This is a genomic window from Streptomyces deserti (assembly GCF_054782695.1).
Genome location: NZ_BAAGRZ010000005.1, coordinates 248,079 through 271,732, shown reverse-complemented (window position 1 = coordinate 271,732; position 23,654 = coordinate 248,079). Strand labels below are relative to the sequence as shown.

At 70.9% G+C, this 23,654-nt stretch carries 25 protein-coding genes; 13 read left to right on the top strand and 12 right to left on the bottom strand.

Going from position 1 to position 23,654, the window contains the following annotated elements; translation table 11 throughout:
* Nucleotides 1-104: 104 nt before the first annotated feature.
* From ACYVMZ_RS13335 to ACYVMZ_RS13315, 5 genes are all read left to right on the top strand, one after another.
* Complete coding sequence (locus tag ACYVMZ_RS13335) at nt 105-1,043, top strand: cellulose-binding protein (protein ID WP_461079014.1); 939 nt, start codon at nt 105-107, stop codon at nt 1,041-1,043.
* A gap of 86 nt (nt 1,044-1,129) precedes the next feature.
* Nucleotides 1,130-2,083, top strand: a complete 954-nt coding sequence (locus ACYVMZ_RS13330; RefSeq protein WP_461079012.1) for an ABC transporter ATP-binding protein — start codon at nt 1,130-1,132, stop codon at nt 2,081-2,083.
* A gap of 2 nt (nt 2,084-2,085) precedes the next feature.
* Nucleotides 2,086-2,856, top strand: coding sequence for an ABC transporter permease (locus ACYVMZ_RS13325; RefSeq protein WP_461079010.1), 771 nt, complete (start codon nt 2,086-2,088; stop codon nt 2,854-2,856).
* 123 nt (nt 2,857-2,979) lie between these two features.
* The gene (locus ACYVMZ_RS13320; protein ID WP_461079008.1) at nt 2,980-4,230 is read left to right on the top strand and encodes an ABC transporter ATP-binding protein; all 1,251 of its coding nucleotides are present in this window, start codon (nt 2,980-2,982) and stop codon (nt 4,228-4,230) included.
* Nucleotides 4,227-5,117, top strand: coding sequence for an ABC transporter permease subunit (locus ACYVMZ_RS13315; RefSeq protein ID WP_461079006.1), 891 nt, complete (start codon nt 4,227-4,229; stop codon nt 5,115-5,117). Before ACYVMZ_RS13320 ends, ACYVMZ_RS13315 begins: the two co-directional genes overlap by 4 nt.
* Nucleotides 5,118-5,130: 13 nt before the next feature.
* Here ACYVMZ_RS13315 and ACYVMZ_RS13310 read toward each other — a convergent pair whose 3' ends face one another.
* A complete protein-coding gene (locus tag ACYVMZ_RS13310; protein ID WP_461079004.1) occupies nt 5,131-5,463 on the bottom strand; it encodes an ATP/GTP-binding protein in 333 nt (110 codons plus the stop codon).
* A gap of 241 nt (nt 5,464-5,704) precedes the next feature.
* Between ACYVMZ_RS13310 and ACYVMZ_RS13305 the strand changes: the two genes are divergently transcribed.
* Nucleotides 5,705-6,733 (top strand): LLM class flavin-dependent oxidoreductase, encoded by a 1,029-nt coding sequence (locus tag ACYVMZ_RS13305; protein ID WP_461079002.1) that lies wholly within the window; start codon nt 5,705-5,707, stop codon nt 6,731-6,733.
* A gap of 133 nt (nt 6,734-6,866) precedes the next feature.
* Here the strand turns inward: ACYVMZ_RS13305 and ACYVMZ_RS13300 are convergent, their stop codons facing one another.
* Nucleotides 6,867-7,259: an SCO5389 family protein gene (locus tag ACYVMZ_RS13300; RefSeq protein ID WP_461079000.1), complete on the bottom strand. Its 393-nt coding sequence runs from the start codon at nt 7,257-7,259 to the stop codon at nt 6,867-6,869.
* Between the two features lie 244 nt (nt 7,260-7,503).
* On the opposite strand from ACYVMZ_RS13300, the gene nucS reads away from it, so the two are divergent.
* Nucleotides 7,504-8,175: an endonuclease NucS gene (gene nucS, locus ACYVMZ_RS13295; protein WP_461078998.1), complete on the top strand. Its 672-nt coding sequence runs from the start codon at nt 7,504-7,506 to the stop codon at nt 8,173-8,175.
* A gap of 77 nt (nt 8,176-8,252) precedes the next feature.
* Here nucS and ACYVMZ_RS13290 read toward each other — a convergent pair whose 3' ends face one another.
* The 4 genes from ACYVMZ_RS13290 to ACYVMZ_RS13275 all read right to left on the bottom strand — a co-directional run bounded on the left by ACYVMZ_RS13290 (nt 8,253) and on the right by ACYVMZ_RS13275 (nt 13,150).
* Nucleotides 8,253-10,787, bottom strand: coding sequence for an ATP-binding protein (locus ACYVMZ_RS13290; protein WP_461078996.1), 2,535 nt, complete (start codon nt 10,785-10,787; stop codon nt 8,253-8,255).
* 263 nt (nt 10,788-11,050) lie between these two features.
* Nucleotides 11,051-11,374: an STAS domain-containing protein gene (locus ACYVMZ_RS13285; RefSeq protein WP_003993003.1), complete on the bottom strand. Its 324-nt coding sequence runs from the start codon at nt 11,372-11,374 to the stop codon at nt 11,051-11,053.
* 161 nt (nt 11,375-11,535) lie between these two features.
* Nucleotides 11,536-12,384 carry a 3-hydroxyacyl-CoA dehydrogenase family protein gene (locus ACYVMZ_RS13280; RefSeq protein ID WP_461078994.1) on the bottom strand — a complete coding sequence of 283 codons (849 nt, stop codon included), beginning with the start codon at nt 12,382-12,384 and terminating at the stop codon, nt 11,536-11,538.
* Between the two features lie 124 nt (nt 12,385-12,508).
* The gene (locus ACYVMZ_RS13275) at nt 12,509-13,150 is read right to left on the bottom strand and encodes a TetR/AcrR family transcriptional regulator (RefSeq protein WP_461078992.1); all 642 of its coding nucleotides are present in this window, start codon (nt 13,148-13,150) and stop codon (nt 12,509-12,511) included.
* Nucleotides 13,151-13,229: 79 nt separating this feature from the next.
* Between ACYVMZ_RS13275 and ACYVMZ_RS13270 the strand changes: the two genes are divergently transcribed.
* Genes ACYVMZ_RS13270 through ACYVMZ_RS13260 form a run of 3 tightly spaced genes read left to right on the top strand, consistent with a single transcriptional unit; the run spans nt 13,230 to nt 15,357 of the window.
* Nucleotides 13,230-14,012 carry an ABC transporter ATP-binding protein gene (locus tag ACYVMZ_RS13270; protein ID WP_461078990.1) on the top strand — a complete coding sequence of 261 codons (783 nt, stop codon included), beginning with the start codon at nt 13,230-13,232 and terminating at the stop codon, nt 14,010-14,012.
* A 9-nt stretch (nt 14,013-14,021) separates the two neighbouring features.
* On the top strand, nt 14,022-14,771 hold the full coding sequence (locus tag ACYVMZ_RS13265; protein ID WP_461078987.1) for an ABC transporter permease: 750 nt from the start codon (nt 14,022-14,024) through the stop codon (nt 14,769-14,771).
* Nucleotides 14,772-14,784: 13 nt separating this feature from the next.
* Entirely contained in the window at nt 14,785-15,357 is a 573-nt protein-coding gene (locus tag ACYVMZ_RS13260) for a cob(I)yrinic acid a,c-diamide adenosyltransferase (protein ID WP_461078985.1), read from the top strand.
* Nucleotides 15,358-15,363: 6 nt separating this feature from the next.
* Here ACYVMZ_RS13260 and ACYVMZ_RS13255 read toward each other — a convergent pair whose 3' ends face one another.
* Nucleotides 15,364-15,561, bottom strand: coding sequence for a DUF5708 family protein (locus tag ACYVMZ_RS13255; protein WP_461078983.1), 198 nt, complete (start codon nt 15,559-15,561; stop codon nt 15,364-15,366).
* The gene (locus ACYVMZ_RS13250) at nt 15,558-16,160 is read right to left on the bottom strand and encodes a hypothetical protein (RefSeq protein ID WP_461078981.1); all 603 of its coding nucleotides are present in this window, start codon (nt 16,158-16,160) and stop codon (nt 15,558-15,560) included. Before ACYVMZ_RS13250 ends, ACYVMZ_RS13255 begins: the two co-directional genes overlap by 4 nt.
* Nucleotides 16,161-16,323: 163 nt before the next feature.
* Between ACYVMZ_RS13250 and ACYVMZ_RS13245 the strand changes: the two genes are divergently transcribed.
* The 3 genes from ACYVMZ_RS13245 (at nt 16,324) to ACYVMZ_RS13235 (ending at nt 20,140) form a co-directional block, all read left to right on the top strand.
* Nucleotides 16,324-17,547, top strand: coding sequence for a sensor histidine kinase (locus ACYVMZ_RS13245; protein ID WP_461078979.1), 1,224 nt, complete (start codon nt 16,324-16,326; stop codon nt 17,545-17,547).
* On the top strand, nt 17,544-18,185 hold the full coding sequence (locus ACYVMZ_RS13240; RefSeq protein WP_461078977.1) for a response regulator: 642 nt from the start codon (nt 17,544-17,546) through the stop codon (nt 18,183-18,185). The genes ACYVMZ_RS13245 and ACYVMZ_RS13240 overlap by 4 nt, the downstream gene beginning before the upstream one ends.
* Before the next feature lie 128 nt (nt 18,186-18,313).
* The gene (locus ACYVMZ_RS13235) at nt 18,314-20,140 is read left to right on the top strand and encodes a glycosyl hydrolase family 18 protein (protein WP_461078975.1); all 1,827 of its coding nucleotides are present in this window, start codon (nt 18,314-18,316) and stop codon (nt 20,138-20,140) included.
* Between the two features lie 82 nt (nt 20,141-20,222).
* On the opposite strand, the gene ACYVMZ_RS13230 is transcribed toward ACYVMZ_RS13235, so the two are convergent.
* From ACYVMZ_RS13230 to ACYVMZ_RS13215, 4 genes are all read right to left on the bottom strand, one after another.
* Nucleotides 20,223-20,669: a DUF2550 domain-containing protein gene (locus ACYVMZ_RS13230; protein ID WP_461078973.1), complete on the bottom strand. Its 447-nt coding sequence runs from the start codon at nt 20,667-20,669 to the stop codon at nt 20,223-20,225.
* Between the two features lie 129 nt (nt 20,670-20,798).
* Entirely contained in the window at nt 20,799-21,176 is a 378-nt protein-coding gene (locus ACYVMZ_RS13225; RefSeq protein ID WP_461078971.1) for a F0F1 ATP synthase subunit epsilon, read from the bottom strand.
* A gap of 110 nt (nt 21,177-21,286) precedes the next feature.
* Nucleotides 21,287-22,723 (bottom strand): F0F1 ATP synthase subunit beta, encoded by a 1,437-nt coding sequence (atpD, locus tag ACYVMZ_RS13220; protein ID WP_461078969.1) that lies wholly within the window; start codon nt 22,721-22,723, stop codon nt 21,287-21,289.
* Complete coding sequence (locus tag ACYVMZ_RS13215; RefSeq protein ID WP_461078967.1) at nt 22,724-23,641, bottom strand: F0F1 ATP synthase subunit gamma; 918 nt, start codon at nt 23,639-23,641, stop codon at nt 22,724-22,726.
* Nucleotides 23,642-23,654: the final 13 nt, after the last annotated feature.

Sequence of the window (23,654 nt, the reverse complement as noted above, 5' to 3'; positions counted from 1 at the left end):
GGGGTCTCATTCTGCGTATCAAACGTGCATCCGCTCGATGACACACCGCTTCGGCCCCTAGGATTCCACCTATCACCTCACCGGTCTCATTCGACAGGAACCCCATGAGCGACACTTCCCCCTACGGCTTCGAGCTTGTGCGGCGTGGGTACGACCGCGCTCAGGTGGACGAACGTATCTCCAAGCTCGTCTCCGACCGTGACAGCGCTCTCGCCCGCATCACCGCTCTGGAAAAGCGCATCGAAGAGCTCCACCTCGAGACGCAGAACGCCCAGGCCCAGATCAGCGACGCCGAGCCGTCGTACGCGGGTCTCGGCGCGCGCGTGGAGAAGATCCTCCGTCTCGCCGAGGAGGAGGCGAAGGACCTGCGCGAGGAGGCCCGGCGCGCGGCGGAGCAGCACCGCGAGCTCGCCGAGTCGGCCGCCCAGCAGGTGCGCAACGACGCCGAGTCGTACGCGGCCGAGCGCAAGGCCAAGGCCGAGGACGAGGGCCTGCGGATCGTCGAGAAGGCCAAGAGCGACGCCGCCCAGCTGCGCGCCGAGGCGCAGAAGGACGCGCAGTCCAAGCGCGAGGAGGCGGACGCCCTCTTCGAGGAGACCCGCGCCAAGGCCGCACAGGCCGCCGCCGACTTCGAGACGAACCTCGCCAAGCGCCGCGAGCAGTCCGAGCGCGACCTGGCCTCCCGTCAGGCCAAGGCCGAAAAGCGCCTCGCCGAGATCGAGCACCGCGCCGAGCAGCTGCGCCTGGAGGCCGAGAAGCTGCGTACGGACGCCGAGCGCCGTGCCCGCCAGACGGTGGAGACGGCCCAGCGCCAGGCCGAGGACATCGTGGCCGACGCCAATGCCAAGGCCGACCGCATCCGTTCGGAATCCGAGCGCGAGCTCGCGGCGCTCACCAACCGCCGCGACTCCATCAACGCCCAGCTGACGAACGTGCGCGAGATGCTCGCCACGCTCACGGGCGCCGCGGTGGCCGCGACCGGCGCACCCGCCACGGAGGACGAGCCGATCTCCCGCGGGGTCCCCGCCCAGCAGTCCCGGTAACGCCCCGGCGTACGGCGGCTGAAAACCTGCGAAGCCCTCTGCCACTGCGGTGGCAGAGGGCTTCGTCCCGTTCTAGCGTGGGCCGCATGATCGAGCTCGAGGGGCTGACCAAGCGGTACGGCGAGAAGGTGGCGGTGAACAACCTGACCTTCGCCGTCAGACCGGGCACCGTCACGGGCTTCCTCGGACCCAACGGCGCGGGCAAGTCGACGACCATGCGGATGATCCTCGGCCTGGACCGGCCGACGGCCGGGGACGTCCGCATCGACGGCAAGCACTACGACCAGCTGAAGGACCCGCTGACGTACATCGGCGCCCTGCTGGAGGCCAAGGCCTGGCACGGCGGGCGCAGCGCCTACAACCACCTGCTGTGCCTGGCGCAGAGCAACGGCATCCCGAAGCAGCGGGTGCGCGAGGTGCTGGACACGGTCGGGCTGACGGCGGTCGCGCGGAAGAAGACCAAGGGTTTCTCGATGGGCATGGGGCAGCGGCTGGGGATCGCCGCCGCGCTGCTCGGCGACCCGCGGATCCTGATGTTCGACGAGCCGGTCAACGGCCTCGACCCCGAGGGCATCCACTGGATCCGCACGCTGATGAAGTCCCTGGCCGCGCAGGGCCGGACGGTGTTCGTCTCCAGCCACCTCATGAGCGAGATGGCGCTGACGGCCGATCACCTGGTCGTCATCGGGCAGGGCCGGCTGCTCGCGGACACGTCCATGGCCGACTTCATCGAGCAGAACTCGCGCTCGTACGTCCGGATCCGTACCCCGCAGCGGGAGCGGCTGCTGGACGTGCTGCACGGGGCCGGGATCACGGCCGTGGAGAGCGGTGGCGGGGCACTGGAGGTGGACGGCAACAAGGCCGAGCACATCGGTGAGCTGGCCGCCCAGCACCGGATCACCCTGCACGAACTGAGCCCGCAACAGGCCTCGCTGGAGGAGGCGTTCATGCGGCTGACCGCGGAGTCGGTGGAGTACCACGCACACAGCGGGACGGCCCCGGAGGCTCCGCAGTGGGGCGAGAGCTGGAGGAGGGGCTGAGCATGGCGGCGACCCAGGTCATCCGGTCGGAATGGACCAAGATCCGGTCAGTGGCGTCCACCGTGTGGACGCTCTCCCTCGCGGTGGTCGTCACCATCGCCCTCGGCATGCTGATCTCGGCGCTGTCGAAGAGCGAGTTCGACGGCATGAGCCGGCAGGACCGGCTCTCCTTCGATCCGACGTTCATCAGCTTCGCGGGGATGAGCCTCGGCCAGCTCGCGATGATCGTGTTCGGGGTGCTCGTCGTGTCGAACGAGTACAGCACCGGCATGATCCGCAGCTCGCTGGCCGCCGTACCGCAACGCGGCACCTTCCTGTTCAGCAAGATCGCGGTCGCCACGGGCCTCGCCCTCGTCGTCGGCATGGCCACCAGCTTCGCCGCCTTCTTCCTCGGCCAGGCGATGCTCGGCGAGCACAGCACGTCCCTGGGCGAGCCCGGTGTGCTGCGGGCGGTCCTCGGCGGCGGGCTCTACATGACCCTCATCGCGATGTTCTCGATGGGTGTCGCCGCGATGCTGCGCTCGCCGATGCTGTCGCTGGGCATCCTGATGCCGTTCTTCTTCCTGATCTCCAGCATCCTCGGCAACGTCGACGCGACGAAGAAGGTCGGCCAGTACCTGCCCGACCAGGCCGGCAGCCGGATCATGCAGGTGGTCACCCCGGTCGACGACGACGTCCCCTACGGTCCCTGGGGCGGCCTCGGGATCATGGCCCTGTGGGTGCTCGCGGCACTCGTCGGCGGTTACCTGCTGCTGAAGAAGCGCGACGCCTAGTGACAGCACGGCGGGGCCGACCTTTTACTCGCTCTTGGGTGGAACCGTCAGCGCCCGGATATCCTCCTAACCCTTACGGGGGCGTGTGCCCCGCTGTCCTGAACCTTGCGATGGGTGCGGAGCATGATCGAGGCAGTCGGCCTGACCAAGCGCTACGGCGACAAGACCGCTGTGTACAACCTTTCCTTCCAGGTACGGCCCGGCGCCGTCACCGGCTTCCTCGGGCCCAACGGCTCGGGCAAGTCGACGACCATGCGGATGATCCTCGGCCTGGACAACCCCACCGCGGGTCAGGTGACGATCGGCGGCTACCCGTACCGCAAGCTGCCCAACGCCCCCCGCCAGGTCGGCGCCCTGCTGGACGCCAAGGCCGTGCACGGCGGCCGGGCCGCCCGCAACCACCTGCTGTGCCTGGCCCAGCTGTCCGGCATCCCCGCCAAGCGCGTGGACGAGGTGCTCGGGGTCGTCGGCCTGCAGGACGTGGCCGGGAAGCGGTCCAAGGGCTTCTCGCTGGGCATGGGCCAGCGGCTCGGCATCGCCGCCGCGCTGCTCGGCGACCCGCAGGTGCTGCTGTTCGACGAGCCGGTCAACGGCCTCGACCCCGAGGGCATCCTCTGGGTGCGCAACCTGATGAAGGCGCTCGCGGCGGAGGGACGGACCGTGTTCGTCTCCAGCCACCTCATGAGCGAGATGGCCCTCACCGCCGACCACCTCATCGTCATCGGACGCGGGCAGCTGCTCGCCGACATGAGCGTGAAGGACTTCATTTCGGCCAACTCCGCCGACTTCGCGCGCGTGCGTACGCCCGACACCGAGCCGGAGGCGCGCGAGAAGCTGTCGGCCGCGCTCACCGAGGCGGGCGGGCACGTGCTGCCCGAGCAGGACGGCGCGCTGCGGGTGACGGGACTGCCGCTGCCGCGCATCAGCGACATCGCGCACGCCCATGAGGTACGGCTGTGGGAGCTGTCGCCGCATCAGGCCTCGCTGGAGGAGGCGTACATGCGGATGACGCAGGGCGCCGTCGACTACCGCTCGACCATCGACCAGAAGGAAGGGCTCCAGCAGCCGCTGCCGCCCGGCGCGCAGCCGCCGGTGCCTGTGCCCGGGCAGGGCCAGCCCGGCTGGTACGCCCCGCCGCCGCCCCAGCCCGGCGCGCAGCCGTTCGCGGCGCCGCAGGGCGCACCGGTCCAGGCGCCGGCCGGGCCGTACGGCGCCCAGGGCACGCCGGGGGCGGGTATGGCCAACCCGTACGCCCAGCCCGCGCCCCAGGCCCCCGCGCAGCCTTCCGGCCGGCCGCCCGCTCCGCAGCAGGCGCCCGCCGCCGTCCGGCCCGCCGCCCCGACCGACGTGACCAAGCCCGAGGACGCCCGATGAGCACGCCCCAGCCCCCGATGCCGCAGGCCGCGCCGCACTGGCAGGCGGCGCCCGGTGCCCCCTACCCCGCCTCCGGCTCGACGGACCCCACGTACACCTCGCCGATCCCGGTGGTGCGCACGCACCTCGGGCACGCGATCGCCTCCGAGTGGACGAAGATCAGATCGGTGCGCTCCACGATGTGGACGCTGGGCGTGTTCGTCCTGCTCGTCGTCGGCATCGGTCTGCTGACCGGTGTCGTGGTGGCGAGCTCCGAGTCCGACCTGTCCGGCGAGAACCCGCTGTCGCTGGGCTTCTTCGGGCTGCTGCTGGGCAGCATGTGCGTCATCACGCTGGGCGTGCTGACCACGGCCTCCGAGTACGGCACCGGCATGATCCGCACCACGATGGTCGCCTGCCCGTCCCGCGGGCGGGTCCTCGCGGCGAAGGCGATCGTGTTCTTCCTGGTCGCGTTCGTGGTGACGCTGGTGTCCGCCTCGCTCGTGGCGTTCCTGCACGTGGCCATGCTGGACGGCAACAACGTCAAGTCGCCGTCCGGCGGGGAGTGGATGAAGGGCACGGTCGGCATCGCGCTCTACATCGCGCTGCTCGGGATGCTCTCGCTCGCCGTCGGCTCGATCATCCGGCACTCGGCGGGCGCCATCACCATCATGATCGGCACCGTGCTCGCTCCGCTGGTGATCGCGCTGTTCATGTTCTCGTCGTCGCTGGAAAACGTGCGCCAGGCGCTGTTCGAGTACTCCATCCCGAACCAGCTCAGCGTCTTCTACGCCAACTCCCTCAGCGACTCCGGCCCGTCCGGCTGGGACCCGCTGTGGATCATGCTCGGCGTCACGGCCGTCGCCTTCGCCGGCGCGTTCGCGCTGCTGGAGAAGCGGGACGTGTGATCCCTCAACTCCTCTAGAACCTGGGCGCGTTACGGGACCGCCGCACCCGCGTGGTGCGGCGGTCCTTGGCGTTCCAGCACGCCTTGTGCCAGTGCCGGCGGTCGTCGACGCCCGCGTACGACGGCCAGGCCACGACGTGTGGCACGCCGTCCGGGATCAGCTGGTCGCAGCCGGGGCAGCGGTAGGCCTTGCCCTGCGCGCTCGCACCGGCCACGTGCCGCACGTTCCAGTCCTCGCCCTGCCAGCTCTCCGAGGACTGCCAGCCGCCGTAGCGGCCGCGGCTGTCGTCCTCGGCGCTCCGGCCGGACGAGACAGCGCCCTTGGGTCGGTTGCGACGCGGGGACACGGGACACCTCACGGAGCTGTACAGGGAGCACGGGCCGCGTCCAGCCTACGCGGCGCGGACGGGGGTACGTGTACGCCACCAACCACCACACGTCCCTCCGTGAGCGGTCGGGGCTCCCTCCGGAGCGACCCATTCAGCAGACAATCCGCAAAATCATCCGCCCGGCCGTGTCCTCGGCAGGTGTCAGACGGTTATGCGCTGTGGGGGAGCTCCGTGTCGGAGCCAAGGAAGCAGGAAAGCGATGCGCGTTGGAAGTTTCGTGTTGGCGGCCCAGTTCCCCGGGCAGGGCGAGGGGGAGGCGCTGCACCGCGCGGTCCGCTCGGCCGAGGTGGCCGAGGAGGCCGGGCTCGACACGGTCTGGCTGGCCGAGCACCACTTCGTGCCGTACGGCACCTGCCCGTCGGCCGTCACCCTGGCCGCTCTACTGCTGGGCCGGATCCGCCGCATCCGGGTCGGTACGGCGGTCAGCGTGCTGCCCACCACCCACCCCGTGACCCTCGGCGAACAGGCCGCGCTGCTGCACCTCACCAGCGGCGGCCGCTTCACGCTGGGCGTGGGGCGCGGCGGGCCGTGGGTCGACCTGGAGGTGTTCGGCGCGGGCCTGGAGGCGTACGAGAAGGCGTTCCCGGAATCACTCGATCTGCTGGTGCGCTGGCTGCGCGAGCCGTCCGTCGCGGCCGACGGGGAGCACTACCGGTTCCGCGAAGTTCCGGTCGTGCCACGGCCGTCGGAGGCCCTGACGGAAACCGAGGGCCCGGAGGTCGTCCTCGCCTGCACCTCCCCGGCGAGCGTGCGGCTGGCCGCCGAGCGCGGGCTGCCGATGCTGCTCGGGATGCACGTGGGGGACGAGGAGAAGGCCGAGATGGTCGCCCTGTGGCGCCGGCACGCACGGGCGTGCGGGCGGCCGGTGGAGGAGATCCGCGGCGCGGCCCATGTGTCGGCCGGTGTCTGCCAGATCGCGGACCGGCGTACGGACGCGGTGGAGGCGCTGACCAAGGCGATGCCGGGCTGGCTGAAGCAGGGACTGGAGGCCCATGTCACCGTGGACGGCCGCAAGCGTCAGATGCGCGACCCGCTGGCGTACACCGAACTGCTCTGCGGACTGCACCCGGTGGGCACGCCACGGTTGTGCGCCGACCGGCTCGCGGCGACCAGCGAGCGGACCGGCATCTCCCGCTTCGCCCTGCTCGTCGAGGGCTCCGGAGACCTGGCGGCCACCGAGGAGAACGTCCGGCGGCTCGGGGCCGAGGTACTCCCCCACCTCCGGTGAACCGGCCTGCCATCGGTCGGTCGCCGTGTCCCCCGAGCGACTCGCGCCCCTCGGGGGAGGTCACGGAAAGCCTGCCGCTCCGGTACAGACTGCACCTCCCGCGTACGGAGCGACACACCAGCGGCTGTCTGCGTCAGCAGTCGCGCAGTTCCGGCGACTGGTTCAGCAACTGACCACGGACCGAGGTGAAACGTGCCAGCGTCTCGTCGACCGAGGAGTCAATCGGGAACACCGCCACCCGGTGGCAGTTCTGGAAGGCCAACCGCACACCGAAGTGCCGTTGCAGCGCGCCGCGTATCGCGTCACTCGCGAGCGCACGCAGCAGCTGACCGCGTGCCTGCTCGTCCGGCGGGGGCGTCTGGTTGTCGGCGAACTGGCCGCCGTCCACCTTCAGCTGGGCCACCAGGGAGCTGATCATCTCCCACGCGTAGGGCAGGGAGGTCCGGACGCAGTCGACGAATGCTGCTTCGTCGACCTCGCCTCGCTCGGCCTGTTCGAGTAGGGCCGGTGAGACGTCGAGCGACATGGGTTCTCCTCTCGCACCCCCAACCAGCAGGGGTTGCCGGACAGATAGGGGAGTTCGCGATGCTGATCACGCTGCGTACACACCTCGCGACCTCCCGTTCAATACGGTAAGCAACCGGCGGTGACGGCACCAGGAGAATGCCCAGATGGGGAACTTCCTGTGGGCAGGTAATCGGCCATCGCGGAACACGTGTTTTCCAGGGCGAATCGCGTCACCCCTCACCCGTCGAGTAGCGTTGCCGACCATGCGTCTCGTCATTGCCCGCTGCTCCGTGGACTACGCCGGGCGGCTCACCGCCCACCTCCCCTCGGCCCCCCGCCTGATCCTGGTCAAGGCGGACGGCAGCGTCTCGATCCACGCCGATGACCGGGCCTACAAGCCCCTGAACTGGATGTCGCCGCCCTGCACGCTGAAGGAGGGCACCGGCGAGGAAGAGGGCGTCTGGACCGTCGTCAACAAGGCGGGCGAGAAACTGATCATCACGATGGAGGAGATCCTCCACGACTCCTCGCACGAACTCGGCGTCGACCCCGGTCTGATCAAGGACGGCGTGGAAGCACACCTCCAGGAGCTGCTCGCGGACCGCATCGAGACGCTCGGCGAGGGCTACACCCTGATCCGCCGCGAGTACCCGACGGCCATCGGGCCGGTCGACATCCTGTGCCGGGACGCCGACGGGCAGACCGTCGCGGTCGAGATCAAGCGACGCGGCGAGATCGACGGCGTGGAGCAACTCACGCGCTACCTGGAGCTGTTGAACCGCGATCCCCATCTCGCCCCGGTGCGCGGCATCTTCGCCGCCCAGGAGATCAAGCCGCAGGCCCGCGTCCTGGCGACCGACCGGGGCATCGGCTGCCAGGTGCTGGACTACGACGCGCTGCGGGGCATCGAGGACGACAAGCTGCGGTTGTTCTGACAGCGGTACGACGTCCAGGAGGGCCGGGTCCGAGGGAACGGACCCGGCCCTCCTGGGTATTCCTGGCCTAGATCGGCCTAGATCACCTGGTCCGAGCTGCTGGGCGTGCCGCCGCCGCTGCTCTCCGGGGCACTCGCGGGGGCGCTGGAGGAGACGGGGGCGCTGGAGGCCGGGCCGCTGGCCGAGTCGGAGGTGGACGGGGTGGTCGACGGCGTTTCCGTGGGCGGCTGCGACGTCGGAGTCTCCGTCGGTGTTTCGGTCGGCGTCGTCGGAGTCGTCGGCGGCTTCGGCGGCGAGGACGGCGGCTTGGACGGTGGGGTCGGCGGCTTCGACGGGGACTTGCTCGGCGAGCTCGACGGACCGCCACCGGAACCCTGTGTCCCGCTCGGGTCGTCCGACGGCCCCGCCGACCCCGTGCCCGTCGGCGTCGGATCGTCGGAGGTGCCGAAGGTGCCGTCCGGGCCCGGATCGGTCGGGCGGCTCGTGGCCACCCCGGTGTCGCCGCTGCCGTCCTTCGCGGGCACGTCGGCGCCCAGGCTGCCGTCGTCGATGCCCTGGCTGGCGGAGGGGTTGGGACCGACCTGGTCGGACGGGTTGCCGGCGTCGTTGTCGGACGTGGCACCGAGCGTGACGACCGTGCCGAGCACGGCGACGAGCATCGCGCCCGCACCGGCCGCCACGAGGTTGCGCCGGGCCACGCCCCTGAGGCCGACCCGCGCCTTGCGCGGGGGCGCGTTCCGGGACGGCGCGGGCGGGGTGCGGTGGGTGACCAGGCCGGTGTCGGCGGGCGGCTGAAGGGGCGGGAAGGCGGCCGGGACGCCGCGGGGCGGCGAGGCCGACTCCTCGTACCGGGCGTCGGGCACCTCCTCCCCTGCGGTCGGCCCGAGGGGCAGCGGGGTGCCGGAGCGGTCGGCGACCAGGGCGAGGGCGCGCCGGCCGGCGACGGTGCCGCGCTTGTCGGCGAGCGCGCCGCGCAGGCCGATGGAGGCCTCCAGTTCGGCGCGGGCCCGGTCGAGCTGTCCGCCGCACAGGGCGAGGATGCCGAGCTCGTGGTGGAAGTAGGCCTGTTCGGAGACGTCCCCGGCGAGCCGGGCGGCCTCGGCGCCGGCGCGCAGCGCCCGCTCCCAGGCGCTCCAGTACAGCCCGGCGGCGAACGCGGGTGCCGCCGTACGGGCCAGCGCGACGGCGGTGCTCTCCTCGCCCTCGGCGGGCGGGGTCGTGGTGGGCCCGAGCACGGTGAGGGCGGCGAGTACCGCGTCGGCCTCGGCGCACACGCGCTCCGGGGTGACCGACGGGTGCCCGGCCCACCAGGCGTAGTGCTGGGCGGCGGCGCGGGCCTGCTCCTGGACGTCGTCGGCGTATCCGGCGGCCTCCAGCTGGGTGAGCACCCCGGCGGCGAGCCGGTAGCGGGACCCGACCGGGGAGACCAGGCCGCAGGCGGCCAGCTCGCCGAGCGCGGCGTCCGCGTGGGTGTCACCGACCAGGGCGGGCAGGTGGGCCTGGTGCGGCACCTCGCCGCCGAGCGCGACGGCGAAGCGCAGGGTGGCCCGCGCGGAGGCGCTCAGCCGGGAGGCGAGCAGCGGGGCGGGCGCGGCGGCCTCGCCGAGCGAGGGCAGGGGGACGTCGTCGCCCGCGGCCGCGTCGTACGCCGCGTCGTCGGGGCGGGCGTCCTCGAAGACGCCGAACTCGCCGACGGCGCCCGTTCCGGCGCGCAGCCGGTCGCGCTGCCTCAGCAGGGCGCCGGCCTGTATGAACCGAAGCGGCAGGCCCTCGGACTCGAACCACAGGTCGCCAGCCCAGTTGGCCTCCTCCTCGGTGAGGCGGCGGCCGACGGCGTGCTCCAGCAGGTCGAGGCCGGCCGCCCGGTCGAGACCGCTGAGGACGACCTCCTCCACGCCCGAGCCGGCGGAGGGGGCCGGGACGTCCGGGGTGGCACCGATCAGGAAGGCGCACTCGGGGGTGGCCTCCAGCAGCTCGTCGAGCGCGGCGCCGCCGAACTCGATGTCGTCGAGGACGACAACCGCGCCGATCCGGCCGACGGATTCGAGCAGTTGGTCCCGTTCCGGCCGGTGCAGGGGGGCGTTGTGCACCGCGTAGAAGAGGTCGTACAGGAGGTCGTCGGCCGTGCGGTGGTGGCCGGTGAGGCGTACGACGCCGTCGGGGGCGAGGTCGGCGCAGTCCTCGGCGACGGTGTCGAGGAGGCGGGTGCGGCCGGAGCCGGCGGGGCCGGTGAGGCGTACGGAGCGGCCGCGGGCGAGCAGGCGCACCAGTTGTTCGCGCTCGTCCTGGCGGGCCAGCAGCGGCAGCGTGGGCTGCGCCGGGCCGGGCGGGACGGGCGGCCTGGCCGCGCGGTCGAGCTCGGCGCGCTCGGCCTCCGTGAGCTTGGCGGGCGGGCCGGGCCGCTCGGCGGGCGGGCAGGCTTCTATCTCGCTGCCGTCGACGGGGTTGACGGTGAGCAGGAAGTCGCCGGAGACGAGCTGCACCGTGCGGGCCAGCGCGGGCGCGTGCTGCCCGAAGTCGGATGTGAGGGATTCCCTGGGCGGGCGCTGGCGCGGCGCGTGGCCGTCACCGTCGTGGCCGTACTCCTCGGGTCCCCGGTTGTTCGGGTCCATAGGTTCAAGCCCCCAAAAGCGTCGTGTGCCTGTAGCCCCTCCCGGCCTTGCTGCACACCGCGCTGTCGCTTCTGGTCCGGGCCCGCTCGAAGGGTGGCAAGGCAGCGGGCAGCCGAACCCTAAACCTTCGCTCAGTATCTACGACAGTCCGGGGTACCGCGCCGTCCGAGACGTCACAGTCTCGTGAGGATTGTGCGCGTCGCGCGATTCGCCGAGGTTCGCCCGGGTCTCCCCCGACGCCCGGTTCACACCCGTACGGGATGTCAGACGCGGGGCAGTGTCTCCACCCCGATGCCCCCCTCGATCGCCAGGATCCGGTGCAGTCGGGTGGCCACCAGCAGGCGCTGCATCTGCGGCGGGACGCCGCGCAGCACCAGCCGCCGGCCGCAGCGGCCGGCCCGCCGGTGGGCCCCCATGATCACCCCGAGTCCGGTGGCGTCCCAGGAGTCCAGTTCGGACAGGTCCAGCACCAGGTCGCCGACTCCGTCGTCGACGGCCGAGTGCAGGACCGTACGGGCGTCCGCCGCGCTGCGGACGTCGAGGCGGCCCCCGACGACCAGCTCGGCGTGGTCGCCCCTGATGTGCATATGCGCTCCCCGTGCGTGCGTCTCGTACTCCGCGTTCTGATGCAGTTCTGATGCCGGTGATGCAACCTCTGACTGCATGGAGGGCTTGAAGGTTGCCGTCCGTTGGCGAACCGATACCGAATTCACCCCGAGGAGTGATGCGCCTCGGGGCGTGTGCGGTTTCAGTGCTTGTAGAAGCCCTGCCCGCTCTTGCGTCCGATGTCACCGGCGTCAACCATCCGGCGCATCAGCTCGGGCGCGGCGAACTTCTCGTCCTGGGACTCGGTGTAGATGTTGCTGGTGGCGTGCAGCAGGATGTCCACACCCGTCAGGTCCGCCGTCGCCAGCGGGCCCATGGCGTGGCCGAAGCCCAGCTTGCACGCCAGGTCGATGTCCTCGGCGCTCGCCACGCCCGACTCGTACAGCTTCGCGGCCTCGACGACGAGGGCGCAGATGAGGCGGGTCGTCACGAAACCGGCGACGTCCCGGTTGACGACGATGCAGGTCTTGCCGACCGACTCGGCGAACTCCCGGGCCTTGGCGAGGGTTTCGTCACTCGTCTTGTAACCCCGTACGAGCTCGCACAGCTGCATCATCGGCACCGGCGAGAAGAAGTGCGTGCCGACGACCCGCTCGGGGCGCTCTGTCACCGCCGCGATCTTGGTGATCGGGATGGCGGAGGTGTTGGAGGCGAGGACCGCGTCCTCCTTCACCAGCTTGTCGAGCGTGCGGAAGATCTCGTGCTTGACTTCCAGCTTCTCGAAGACGGCCTCGACGACGACGTCGGCGTCGGCCGCGGCGTCCAGGTCGGTGGTCGCGGTGATGCGGGCGAGGGCGGCGTCGGCGTCGTGCGCCTCCATCTTCCCCTTGCCGACGAACTTGTCGTAGGAGGCCTTGATGCCGTCGGTGCCCCGCTTGAGCGCCTCGTCGGTGACGTCGCGCAGGACGACGTCCCAGCCCGCCTGTGCGGAGACCTGGGCGATGCCGGAACCCATCAGTCCGGCCCCGATGACGGCGAGCTTCCGTGCCACTGTGCGACTCCCCTGATACGCGCTGCTCTTGCTTCTCCGGCGGACACTAGCGCTCGTGAGGGCGCGTGTGGACGGTAAGTAATGCGCGTCACGTCTCACATGACGGACATCACACCGGGGCGGGTCATTCCGCGCCTCGCACGGCGTAGTTGAGCACCTTCTCGCTCAGCAGCTCCTCCATCTCGTCGAGCAGCAGGAGCACCTGGCGCGAGACCTCGGCGGGCTTGCCGCCGGCCATCATGCGCCGGCCGATGTCGGCCATCACGGTCTGGTGCAGCCAGTTGACCTGACCGGCGATCAGGCCCGGCATGGGGTCGTCGGGCGCGGCGCCGGTCTCCTCGCGCAGGGTGCGCTCCAGGTTGTCGACGATCTCCTGGCCGATCGACCAAAGCCGGGAGCGCAGGGCGGGCGACTCGTGAATCACCGTCATGAAACGGGCGTACCCCTCCATCAGGCCCATCCGCGGCGAGACCGCCTCGACCTCGTCGCGCAGCTCCCGCAGGACCGCCTCGGCGGCCGACTCGCCGTCGCGCCGGCCCCGCACCCACCGGGAGAGCCGGTCGACGACCCCCTTGGACCGGTCGAGGAACAGGTCCTCCTTGGCAGGGAAGTAGTTGTAGACGGTGTTCACGGAGACGTTCGCGGCCTCGGCGATCTCCGCGACGGGCACCGCGTCGAAGCCGCGCTCGACGAACAGCCCCGTGGCGACATCGGAGATGTACTGCCGGGTCTGCCGCTTCTTCCGTTCCCTGAGTCCCTCGGCCATGCCCGCATCCTAACTTCGATGGGGCCGCTGAAAACTTGGTGTCATCGCAAAATTTCAGTGACTCTGTTTTTCTGGGGGCATGACCATCATCAGTACGGCCGGCCTGGCCCGTACCTTCCGGACGAAGCACGGCCCGGTGGAGGCGGTGCGCGGCATCGACCTCACCGTCCGCGAGGGCGAGATCCTCGGCTTCCTCGGACCGAACGGCGCCGGCAAGACGACGACCCTGCGCATGCTCACCACGCTCCTGGCCCCCACCGGCGGCACCGCCACCGTCGCCGGCCACGACCTGGCCACCGACCCGGCCGGGGTACGCCGGGCCTGCGGGTACGTGGCGCAGTCCGGCGGGGCGGACCCGCAGATCACCGTGCGGGAGGAACTGGTGACCCAGGGCCGCCTGTACCGCCTGACGAAAACTCAGGCGACCGTGCGCAGCGAGGAACTGGCCCGCGACCTCGGCCTCACCGAGCTGCTGGACCGCAAGTGCGCCGCGCTCTCCGGCGGCCAGCGGCGCCGGCTGGACATCGCGATGGCGCTGACCCACCGCCCGAAGGTGCTGTTCCTCGACGAACCGACGACCGGCCTGGACCCCGGCAGCCGCGCCGATCTGTGGAACCTGGTCCGCCGGCTGCGCGACGAGCACGGCACGACCGTCTTCCTGACCACCCACTACCTCGACGAGGCCGACGCCCTCTCCGACCGCCTGGTGATCGTCGACCGGGGCGTGGTCGTGGCCGAGGGCACACCGAGCGCGCTGAAGCTGGAGTACGGCGGCTCGGTCGACGCGCCCCTCCAGGACACGTTCCTCGCCATCACCGGCCGCAGCGCCACCCCCGCCGACGCCACCCCCGTAGCCGTATAAGGACCCCCGATGCTGTTGCACGACACCGCGCTCATCTACGGCCGTTATCTGCGCCAGTCCCTGCGCTCCCGCTTCGCACTGCTCTTCGGCGTGCTGATGCCCCTGCTGTACCTGGTGTTCTTCGGTCCGCTGCTCAGGGACCTGCCGCTCGGCGAGGAGGGCAGCTCCTGGCAGGTCCTGGTCCCCGGTCTGCTGCTCCAGCTCGGACTGTTCGGGGCCTCCTTCGCGGGCTTCACGATCATCATCGAGAAGGGCCAGGGGGTGGTCGAGCGTATGCGGGTCACCCCCGTCAGCCGCTTGGCCCTGCTGCTCGGCCGGGTGCTGCGGGAGGCCACCGTCTTCGTCTTCCAGGCGGTGCTGCTGGTGCTGGCGGCGGTGGCGATGGGCCTCAGGGCCCCGCTGCCCGGCGTCCTGATCGGCTTCGCCTTCGTGGCCCTGCTCACCGTCTCGCTGGCCTCGCTGTCGTACGCGCTGGCCATGAAGCTCAGCACCCCGCAGGCGTTCGGCCCGGCGGTCAACGCGCTGGCCATGCCGTCGATGCTCCTGTCGGGCCTGATGCTGCCGATGACCCTGGGGCCGGCCTGGCTGGACGTGCTGTCCCACTTCATGCCGTTCCGCCATCTGGTGGACGCGATGCGGGACGCGTACGTGGGCAGTTACGCGACCGGGCACATGCTGTACGGCGTCCTCGTCGCCGTCGGCCTGACCGCGCTGCCCGTGACAGTGGGCACACGCGTGTTCCGTACCGCCGGAGCGTAACTACGCTGGGTGCATGGTCAATCTGACGCGCATCTACACGAGGACCGGCGACCAGGGCACCACCGCCCTCGGCGACATGAGCCGGGTCCCCAAGACCGACCTGCGCATCGCCGCGTACGCCGACGCCAACGAGGCCAACGCGGTGATCGGCACGGCGATCGCGCTGGGCGGACTCGACGAGGAGATCGTCAAGGTCCTCACCCGCGTGCAGAACGACCTGTTCGACGTGGGTGCGGACCTGTCGACGCCGGTCGTGGAGAACCCCGAGTTCCCGCCGCTGCGGGTCGAACAGTTCTACGTCGACCGGCTGGAGGCGGACTGCGACCGCTTCAACGAGCGGCTGGAGAAGCTCCGCTCCTTCATCCTCCCCGGCGGCACCCCGGGCGCGGCACTCCTCCACCAGGCGTGCACGGTCGTACGCCGGGCCGAGCGCTCGACGTGGGCGGCGCTGGAGGCGCACGGCGAGACGATGAACCCCCTGACGGCGACCTATCTCAACCGCCTGTCCGACCTGCTGTTCATCCTGGCCAGGACGGCGAACAAGGAGGTCGGGGACGTGCTGTGGGTGCCGGGCGGGGAGCGCTGAGGCGCCCTACCGGCCCGGCGAGGCGGTACGCGCGGACCGGTACAGGCCCCACAGGACCTGCGCCCCGCCGGCGCACATCATCACGATCCCGACCTTCGTCAGGGTGACGACCGGGACCTCCACGTCCTCCGTGAACAGCCACAGCACCAGGCCGATCACGAAGGTGGCGCTCCCCTCCCCCAGGTGCCGCGCTCCGCGGCTCACCGGTGCGCCCTTTCCTTCTCGTGCTCCTTCTCGTGCCCCTTCTCGAACGTCACCTCGGGCGCGTCCGCCGGGGCCTTCTTCGGCCAGATCGTGTACGACAGCGCGATCAGGCCGTGGATGCCGACCGCGCGCCAGGCCGCGTACCGCCAGCTCTCCAGGGAGCCGGTGCGGCTCGGGTCGTCGACGTACCAGATGGCGATCTGCAGCAGCGCGGTCGCCACGGCGGCGCCCGTCACCGTGCCCAGCCACACCTTGCCCTCGTGGCGGGCGCGGGCCATGCCGTAGCGCGGGGGCCTGCGCGGCGGCGGGCCGCCGGCGAGGCGGTGGGCTGCGTGGCCGTCGAGCCACTTCACCGTGCGGTGGCCATGGCCGACCGTGTAGCCGATGTACAGCGCGGCCAGCCCGTGCTTCCAGCTCGGGTCGGCGCCGTTCTTCAGGTCGAGCGCGGTGACGACCAGCAGCACGACCTCCAGCAGCGGCTCGCACAGCAGCAGGGCGAGGCCGGTGCGCTCCATTTTGAGCAGGTAGCGGAAGGCCAGCCCGGCTGCCAGCAGCACCCAGAAGCCGACCTCACAGACGACGATCAGCGTGACGATCACGGCGCAGGCTCCTCCCGGCGGTTCGGTTCACCCCTCAAGGCTCCCGTCGGGATCGGCTCGTTTCGTCGTCGGCTGCGACGAACTCGCGGTACATCGAAAGATGCAGTCCGGGACCGTCCCCGGGGATCAGGCGAGCGCGGCGCGTGCCGTGTTGGATGGGGTCATGGCCGTACGACTCCCCCGCCCACGCCGCTTCGACCTGTACGTCGCGCTGGGTGGACTGCTCGGCGGGCTGCTCCTGTGGGGCCTCGGCCTGGCCACCCGTCCGCACACCGAGCCGTACGTGCTGTGGGCGGGACGCTGGCCGGTCCTGCTGCCGCTCGTCGTCATGGCCGGCTGCGAGCTGCTGCGCCGGACCGCCCCGCGCGCGGCCCTGCTGACCGGCACGGCCACGCTGGTCCTGGACACCCTCACGCAGGGCAACCTGGTCACGGTCCTGATGTTCACCGACCTCATGTACGCGGCCGTCCTGTACGGCCCGCCCGCCTCCGCCCACCGCATCCCGCGGATCACGGGGCTGCTGTCGGTGGCCGCGACGGTGGTGCCGTTCGCGGTGTGGCGCGAGCCGGAGGCGCTGCTGGTCGGCGTGGTCACCGGCCTCGTGGCCTTCGGACCCGCCGCCACCGGCCTGATCGTCCGCACCCACCGCGACGCCGCCGAGGCCGCCCGGCTGCGCGCCGAGCAGACCGCGCTGCTCGCCGAGATGGACCGCGCCCAGGCCGTCACCGCCGAACGCGCCCGTATGGCCCGGGAACTGCACGACATGGTCGCCAACCACCTCTCCGCGATCGCCATCCACTCCACGGCCGCCCTCTCCCTCGACGACCCGGACACCACCCGCCAGGCCCTCGGCGTGATCCGGGAGAACAGCGTGGAGGGGCTCGCGGAGATGCGGCGGCTGATCGGCATCCTGCGGGACTCCAGCGGCGACACCGAACCGTCCCCCAAGCTCTCGGCTTCGCTCGAGCAGGGAGGTACCCCCACCGCCCCCACCCTCGACGGCCTGGGCGGCCTCCTCGACACCGCCCGCGCCAACGGGCTCGACGTGACCCTCGACGCCCCGCGGCTGACCGTCCCCGCGCCGGTGGAGCTCGCGGCGTACCGGATCGTGCAGGAGTCGCTGACCAACGCCCTCAAACACGCCTGCCCCGGCCGGGTCACCGTGGCCCTGCGGCAGCAGGACGGCCTGCTCCACATCACCGTGACCAGCCCGTACGGCGACCGCGACGGCCCGCGCGCGCCCGGTTCCGGCGCCGGGCTGGTGGGCATGCGGGAGCGCGCCGCACTGCTGGACGGCACGTTCGAGGCCGGGGCCGAGACCGGAGGGAACGGCAAGATCTGGGCCGTACGCGCCACACTGCCCACCACGGAGGGAGACCCCGCATGATCCGCGTCCTCGTCGCCGAGGACCAGTCCGCCGTCCGCGCCGGGCTGGTGCTCATCCTGCGCAGCGCGCCCGACGTCGAGGTGGTCGGCGAGGCCGCGGACGGCGAGCAGGCGGTGGCGCTGGCCCGGGAGCTGCGGCCCGACCTGGTGCTGATGGACGTTCAGATGCCGCGAGTGGACGGAGTGTCGGCGACCCGGCAGGTGGTCGAGGAGCGGCTCGCCGACGTGCTCGTGCTGACCACCTTCGACCTCGACGAGTATGTCTTCGGGGCGCTGCGCGCGGGCGCGGCCGGTTTCCTCCTGAAGAACACCGAGGCGAAGGACCTGCTGGAGGCCGTCCGGACGGTCGCCCGCGGCGAGGGCCTGATCGCCCCGGCGGTCACCCGCCGCCTGATCGCGGAGTTCGCCGCGAGACCCGTACGGGAACCCGCGGCCGACCCGGCCGTCCTCGACCAGCTCACCCGCCGCGAGCGCGAGGTGCTGTCCTGCCTCGGCGAGGGCCTGTCCAACGCCGGTATCGCCGACCGGCTCGACATGGCCGAGGCGACCGTGAAGACGCACGTCAGCCGGCTGCTGGGGAAGCTGGGCCTGCGCAGCCGGGTCCAAGCGGCGGTGCTGGCGCAGGAGTTGGGGATCTGACCCGGCTCCGGGGCGCGACCGGGGCGGCTGGTCCAGACCTATTGACCTGTGGTCCAGACCTTTCTATTCTCGCCGCACTGTGCTCCGGCCCAGTCATGCCCCCGACAATCACCCATGGGAGGCGCTGCATGCGCTTCAGACACAGAGCCGTGGCAGGGGTCGCGACCCTGCTGCTCCCGCTGGCCGGTCTGGTCGGCCTCGCGACCCCGGCCCAGGCGGCCACTTCGGCCACCGCGACCTACACCAAGACCCAGGACTGGGGCTCCGGCTTCGAAGGCAAGTGGACGGTGAAGAACACCGGCACCACGACCATCAGCTCCTGGACCGTCGAGTGGGACTTCCCCTCCGGTACGTCCGTCACCTCCGCCTGGGACGCCGACGTCACGAACTCCGGCACCCACTGGACCGCCAGGAACAAGTCCTGGAACGGCACCCTCGCCCCCGGCGCCTCCGTCTCCTTCGGCTTCAACGGCACCGGCACCGGCTCCCCCGCCAACTGCAAGCTCAACGGCGGCAGTTGCGACGGCGGCGGCACCGTCCCCGGCGACGCGGCCCCCTCCGCGCCCGGCACCCCCACCGCCTCCGGCATCACCGACACCTCGGTGAGGCTGACCTGGCCGGCCGCGACCGACGACAAGGGCATCAAGAACTACGACGTCCTGCGCGACGGCACCAAGGTCGCGACGGTCACCACCACGTCGTACACGGACACCGGCCTCACCGCCGGCACCGACTACTCCTACAGCGTCCAGGCCCGCGACACCGCCGACCAGACCGGCCCGGTCAGCGGCGCGGTCCGGGTCCGCACCACGGGCGGAGGCCAGGAGCCGCCGCCCACCGGCGACAAGATCAAGCTCGGCTACTTCACCGAGTGGGGCGTCTACGGCCGCAACTACCACGTCAAGAACCTGGTGACCTCCGGCTCCGCGGCGAAGATCACCCACATCAACTACGCGTTCGGCAACGTCAAGGACGGCAAGTGCGTCGTCGACGACACCTACGCCGCCTACGACAAGGCCTACACCGCCGACCAGTCCGTCAGCGGCACCGCCGACACCTGGGACCAGCCGCTGCGCGGCAACTTCAACCAGCTCCGCCAGCTCAAGGCGAAGTACCCGCACATCAAGGTCCTGTACTCCTTCGGCGGCTGGACCTACTCCGGCGGCTTCGGCCAGGCCGCGGCCAACCCGGCCGCGTTCGCCAAGTCCTGCAAGGCCGTGGTGGAGGACCCGCGCTGGGCCGACGTCTTCGACGGCATCGACATCGACTGGGAGTACCCGAACGCCTGCGGCCTGACCTGCGACACCTCCGGCCCGGCGGCCTTCAGGAACCTCTCGCAGGCGCTGCGGGCCGAGTTCGGCCCGGACTACCTGGTCACCGCCGCCATCACCGCCGACGCCTCGGACGGCGGCAAGATCGACGCGGCCGACTACGGCGGCGCGGCCCAGTACCTCGACTGGTACAACGTGATGACGTACGACTACTTCGGCGCCTGGGACAGGACCGGCCCGACCGCCCCGCACTCGCCGCTCACCTCGTACACCGGCATCCCGAAGGCCGGCTTCCACTCGGCGGCCGCCATCGCCAAGCTCAAGGCCAAGGGCGTCCCGGCGAGCAAGCTGCTGCTCGGCATCGGCTTCTACGGCCGCGGCTGGACCGGAGTCACCCAGTCCGCCCCCGGCGGCACCGCGACCGGCCCGGCGCCCGGCACGTACGAGGCGGGCATCGAGGACTACAAGGTCCTCAAGACGTCCTGCCCGGCCACCGGCACCATCGCGGGCACGGCGTACGCGCACTGCGGCAGCAACTGGTGGTCCTACGACACCCCGGCCACCATCGGCACGAAGATGGCGTGGGCCAGGAGCCAAGGGCTGGGCGGCGCGTTCTTCTGGGAGTTCAGCGGCGACACGAGCAACGGCGAGCTGGTGAACGCCATCGACAACGGGCTGAAGTAAGCCTACGTGGAGTAGATCTCAAGCGACATTGACGCTCCCCCAGACTTCGCCCGGGGGGACCCCACCCAACGAGTGAATGTGGCTACGCCACATTCACTCGTTGTCCGGGCGGGGCTGCCTCCAGCCACGCGAGGAAACCGGTCAGCGCGTCCTCGCTCATGGCCAGCTCCAGGCGCGTGCCCCGGTGCAGACAGGCCAGGACCACATGGTCGGACAGCAGCGCCAGCTCCTCCTCGCCCTCGGGGACGCGGCGGCCGGCCACCTCGATCGCGGAGCGTTCCAGGACACGGCGGGGTCGGGGGGCGTAGGAGAAGACGCGGAACCACTCGACGCGGTCGCCGTTGTACCGGGCCACCCCGTACGCCCAGCCCTTGCCGCTGGGGTCGCCCTGCTCCGGGGCGTCCCAGCGCAGGCTGCAGTCGAAGGTGCCGCCCGAGCGCTGGATGAGGCGGCGGCGCAGTCCGAAGACGAACAGTCCCACCACCACGAGGGCCACGACAATTCCGCACACAGTCAGAGCGAGGACCATCGACACCGACCTCCTCGTCTCCTAGGTAACGGAACGTAAAAAACACCCATATCCGCCTCAGCCGCGGCCGGCTCCGGATGGCTCCGGTGCCGACCGCGGCTGAGTGACGTCATAGCACGGGGCGCGGGGTCAGCGCACCGCCGTCGCCGCACGCAGACGGACATCCGCGCGGCGCTGGGCGTCGGCGTCGTCCTCCGCCTTCGCGCGCGCCAGCTCCTGCTCGGCGCGCTGGACGTCGATCTCGTCCGACAGCTCGGCGATCTCGGCCAGCAGCGACAGCTTGTCGTCCGCGAACGAGATGAAACCGCCGTGCACCGCGGCGACGACCGTCCCACCTTCACTCGTACGGATGGTCACCGGGCCCGACTCCAGCACACCGAGCAGCGGCTGGTGACCGGGCATGACGCCGATGTCGCCGGACGTGGTGCGCGCGACGACCAGGGTGGCCTGGCCGGACCAGACCTCACGGTCGGCCGCGACCAGCGCGACGTGCAGCTCAGCAGCCAAGGGTGGCTCCTCGGGTCACCACCCGGCGGGAGTGCCGGGTGTTGGTTACAAGTCTAGTAGGCGTGGCAGAGGGGGCGGGACGTGCCCGCCCCCTCACACGAGCGCTTGGCTCAGGAGACGCCCAGCTCCTTCGCGTTCTTCTTCAGGTCCTCGATACCACCGCACATGAAGAACGCCTGCTCCGGGAAGTGGTCGTACTCGCCGTCGCAGATCGCGTTGAACGCGGTGATCGACTCGTCGAGCGACACGTCCGAACCGTCCACGCCGGTGAACTGCTTGGCGACGTGGGTGTTCTGGGACAGGAAGCGCTCCACGCGACGGGCCCGGTGGACGACGAGCTTGTCCTCCTCGCCGAGCTCGTCGATACCGAGGATCGCGATGATGTCCTGGAGGTCCTTGTACTTCTGCAGGATGCTCTTCACGCGCATGGCCGCGTTGTAGTGGTCCTGCGAGATGTAGCGCGGGTCCAGGATCCGGGACGTGGAGTCCAGCGGGTCCACGGCCGGGTAGATGCCCTTCTCCGAGATCGGACGGGACAGCACCGTCGTCGCGTCGAGGTGGGCGAAGGTGGTGGCCGGGGCCGGGTCGGTCAGGTCGTCGGCGGGGACGTAGATCGCCTGCATCGAGGTGATCGAGTGACCGCGGGTCGAGGTGATGCGCTCCTGGAGGATGCCCATCTCGTCGGCCAGGTTCGGCTGGTAGCCCACCGCGGAGGGCATACGGCCGAGCAGGGTCGACACCTCGGAACCGGCCTGGGTGAAGCGGAAGATGTTGTCGATGAAGAACAGCACGTCCTGCTTCTGGACGTCGCGGAAGTACTCCGCCATCGTCAGACCGGCCAGCGCCACGCGCAGACGGGTGCCCGGGGGCTCGTCCATCTGACCGAAGACCAGCGCGGTCTTGTCGATGACGCCCGACTCGCTCATCTCGTCGATGAGGTCGTTGCCCTCACGGGTGCGCTCACCGACGCCCGCGAAGACCGACACACCGTCGTGGTTGTTGGCGACGCGGTAGATCATCTCCTGGATCAGCACGGTCTTGCCGACGCCGGCGCCGCCGAACAGACCGATCTTGCCGCCCTTGACGTACGGGGTCAGCAGGTCGATGACCTTGATGCCGGTCTCGAACATCTCGGTCTTGGACTCGAGCTGGTCGAAGTTCGGCGCCTTGCGGTGGATCGGCCAGCGCTCGCCCTCGTACTGCTCGTCGGAGTTGAGCACATCACCGATGGTGTTGAACACCTTGCCCTTGGTGAAGTCACCGACCGGCACGGAGATGGGGGCGCCGGTGTTGATCACCGGGGCCTGGCGGACCAGGCCGTCGGTGGGCTGCATGGAGATCGTGCGGACCAGGCCGCCACCCAGGTGCTGGGCGACCTCCAGGGTCAGCGTCTTCTTCTCGCCCGCCTGCGCCGGGTCGGCGACCTCGACGTGAAGGGCCTGGTACATGTCCGGGATCGCGTCGACGGGGAACTCCACGTCGACGACCGGGCCGATGACCCGGGCGACGCGGCCCGTAGCCGTCGCGGTCTCAACAGTGGTGGTCATTTAGTAGTCACTCCCCGCGGTCGCGTCGGCGAGAGCGCTGGCGCCACCGACGATCTCGCTGATTTCCTGGGTGATTTCGGCCTGGCGGGCCTGGTTGGCAAGCCGGGTGAGGGTCTCGATGAGCTCTCCGGCGTTGTCGGTGGCCGACTTCATCGCGCGCCGCGTGGCGGCGTGCTTCGAAGCGGCCGACTGGAGCAGCGCGTTGTAGATACGGCTCTCCACGTAGCGCGGCAGCAGGGCGTCCAGGACGTCCTCCGCCGAGGGCTCGAAGTCGTACAGCGGGAGGATCTCGCCCTTGGGCCTGGCCTCCTGCGCGACCTCTTCGAGGCTCAGCGGCAGCAGCCGGGACTCGACCGCCGTCTGCGTCATCATCGACACGAACTCGGTGTAGACGATGTGGAGCTCGTCCACGCCGCCGTCCGCCGTCTCCGTCTCGATCGCCTCGATCAGCGGGGCCGCGACCTTCTTGGCGTCCGCGTACGAGGGGTCGTCGGTGAAGCCCGTGAACGACTCCGCGACCTTGCGCTCGCGGAAGTTGTAGTGGGCGACACCGCGCCGGCCGACGATGTACGTGTCGACCTGCTTGCCCGCGCGCTCGAGCCGCTCGGTCAGCTGCTCCGCCGCCTTGATCGCGTTGGCGTTGAAGGCACCGGCCAGACCGCGGTCGCTCGTCAGGAGCAGGACCGCGGCACGGGTCGGGCTCTCCGCCTCCGTGGTCAGCGGGTGCCGGGTGTTCGAGCCGGTGGCGACCGCGGTGACCGCGCGGGTCAGTTCCTTCGCGTACGGCGTGGAGGCCGCCACCTTGCGCTGCGCCTTGACGACGCGCGAGGCGGCGATCATCTCCATCGCCTTCGTGATCTTCTTGGTCGCGGTGACGGATCGGATGCGACGCTTGTAGACCCGGAGCTGGGCTCCCATGAGTCAGGTCCTT

Coding starts and splice junctions, on each gene's coding strand:
- ACYVMZ_RS13335 (WP_461079014.1), top strand. CDS start 105: ATGAGCGACACTTCCCCCTACGGCTTCGAGCTTGTGCGGCGTGGGTAC.
- ACYVMZ_RS13330 (WP_461079012.1), top strand. CDS start 1,130: ATGATCGAGCTCGAGGGGCTGACCAAGCGGTACGGCGAGAAGGTGGCG.
- ACYVMZ_RS13325 (WP_461079010.1), top strand. CDS start 2,086: ATGGCGGCGACCCAGGTCATCCGGTCGGAATGGACCAAGATCCGGTCA.
- ACYVMZ_RS13320 (WP_461079008.1), top strand. CDS start 2,980: ATGATCGAGGCAGTCGGCCTGACCAAGCGCTACGGCGACAAGACCGCT.
- ACYVMZ_RS13315 (WP_461079006.1), top strand. CDS start 4,227: ATGAGCACGCCCCAGCCCCCGATGCCGCAGGCCGCGCCGCACTGGCAG.
- ACYVMZ_RS13305 (WP_461079002.1), top strand. CDS start 5,705: ATGCGCGTTGGAAGTTTCGTGTTGGCGGCCCAGTTCCCCGGGCAGGGC.
- ACYVMZ_RS13300 (WP_461079000.1), bottom strand. CDS start 7,259: ATGTCGCTCGACGTCTCACCGGCCCTACTCGAACAGGCCGAGCGAGGC.
- nucS (WP_461078998.1), top strand. CDS start 7,504: ATGCGTCTCGTCATTGCCCGCTGCTCCGTGGACTACGCCGGGCGGCTC.
- ACYVMZ_RS13290 (WP_461078996.1), bottom strand. CDS start 10,787: ATGGACCCGAACAACCGGGGACCCGAGGAGTACGGCCACGACGGTGAC.
- ACYVMZ_RS13285 (WP_003993003.1), bottom strand. CDS start 11,374: ATGCACATCAGGGGCGACCACGCCGAGCTGGTCGTCGGGGGCCGCCTC.
- ACYVMZ_RS13275 (WP_461078992.1), bottom strand. CDS start 13,150: ATGGCCGAGGGACTCAGGGAACGGAAGAAGCGGCAGACCCGGCAGTAC.
- ACYVMZ_RS13270 (WP_461078990.1), top strand. CDS start 13,230: ATGACCATCATCAGTACGGCCGGCCTGGCCCGTACCTTCCGGACGAAG.
- ACYVMZ_RS13265 (WP_461078987.1), top strand. CDS start 14,022: ATGCTGTTGCACGACACCGCGCTCATCTACGGCCGTTATCTGCGCCAG.
- ACYVMZ_RS13260 (WP_461078985.1), top strand. CDS start 14,785: ATGGTCAATCTGACGCGCATCTACACGAGGACCGGCGACCAGGGCACC.
- ACYVMZ_RS13245 (WP_461078979.1), top strand. CDS start 16,324: ATGGCCGTACGACTCCCCCGCCCACGCCGCTTCGACCTGTACGTCGCG.
- ACYVMZ_RS13240 (WP_461078977.1), top strand. CDS start 17,544: ATGATCCGCGTCCTCGTCGCCGAGGACCAGTCCGCCGTCCGCGCCGGG.
- ACYVMZ_RS13235 (WP_461078975.1), top strand. CDS start 18,314: ATGCGCTTCAGACACAGAGCCGTGGCAGGGGTCGCGACCCTGCTGCTC.
- ACYVMZ_RS13230 (WP_461078973.1), bottom strand. CDS start 20,669: ATGGTCCTCGCTCTGACTGTGTGCGGAATTGTCGTGGCCCTCGTGGTG.
- atpD (WP_461078969.1), bottom strand. CDS start 22,723: ATGACCACCACTGTTGAGACCGCGACGGCTACGGGCCGCGTCGCCCGG.
- ACYVMZ_RS13215 (WP_461078967.1), bottom strand. CDS start 23,641: ATGGGAGCCCAGCTCCGGGTCTACAAGCGTCGCATCCGATCCGTCACC.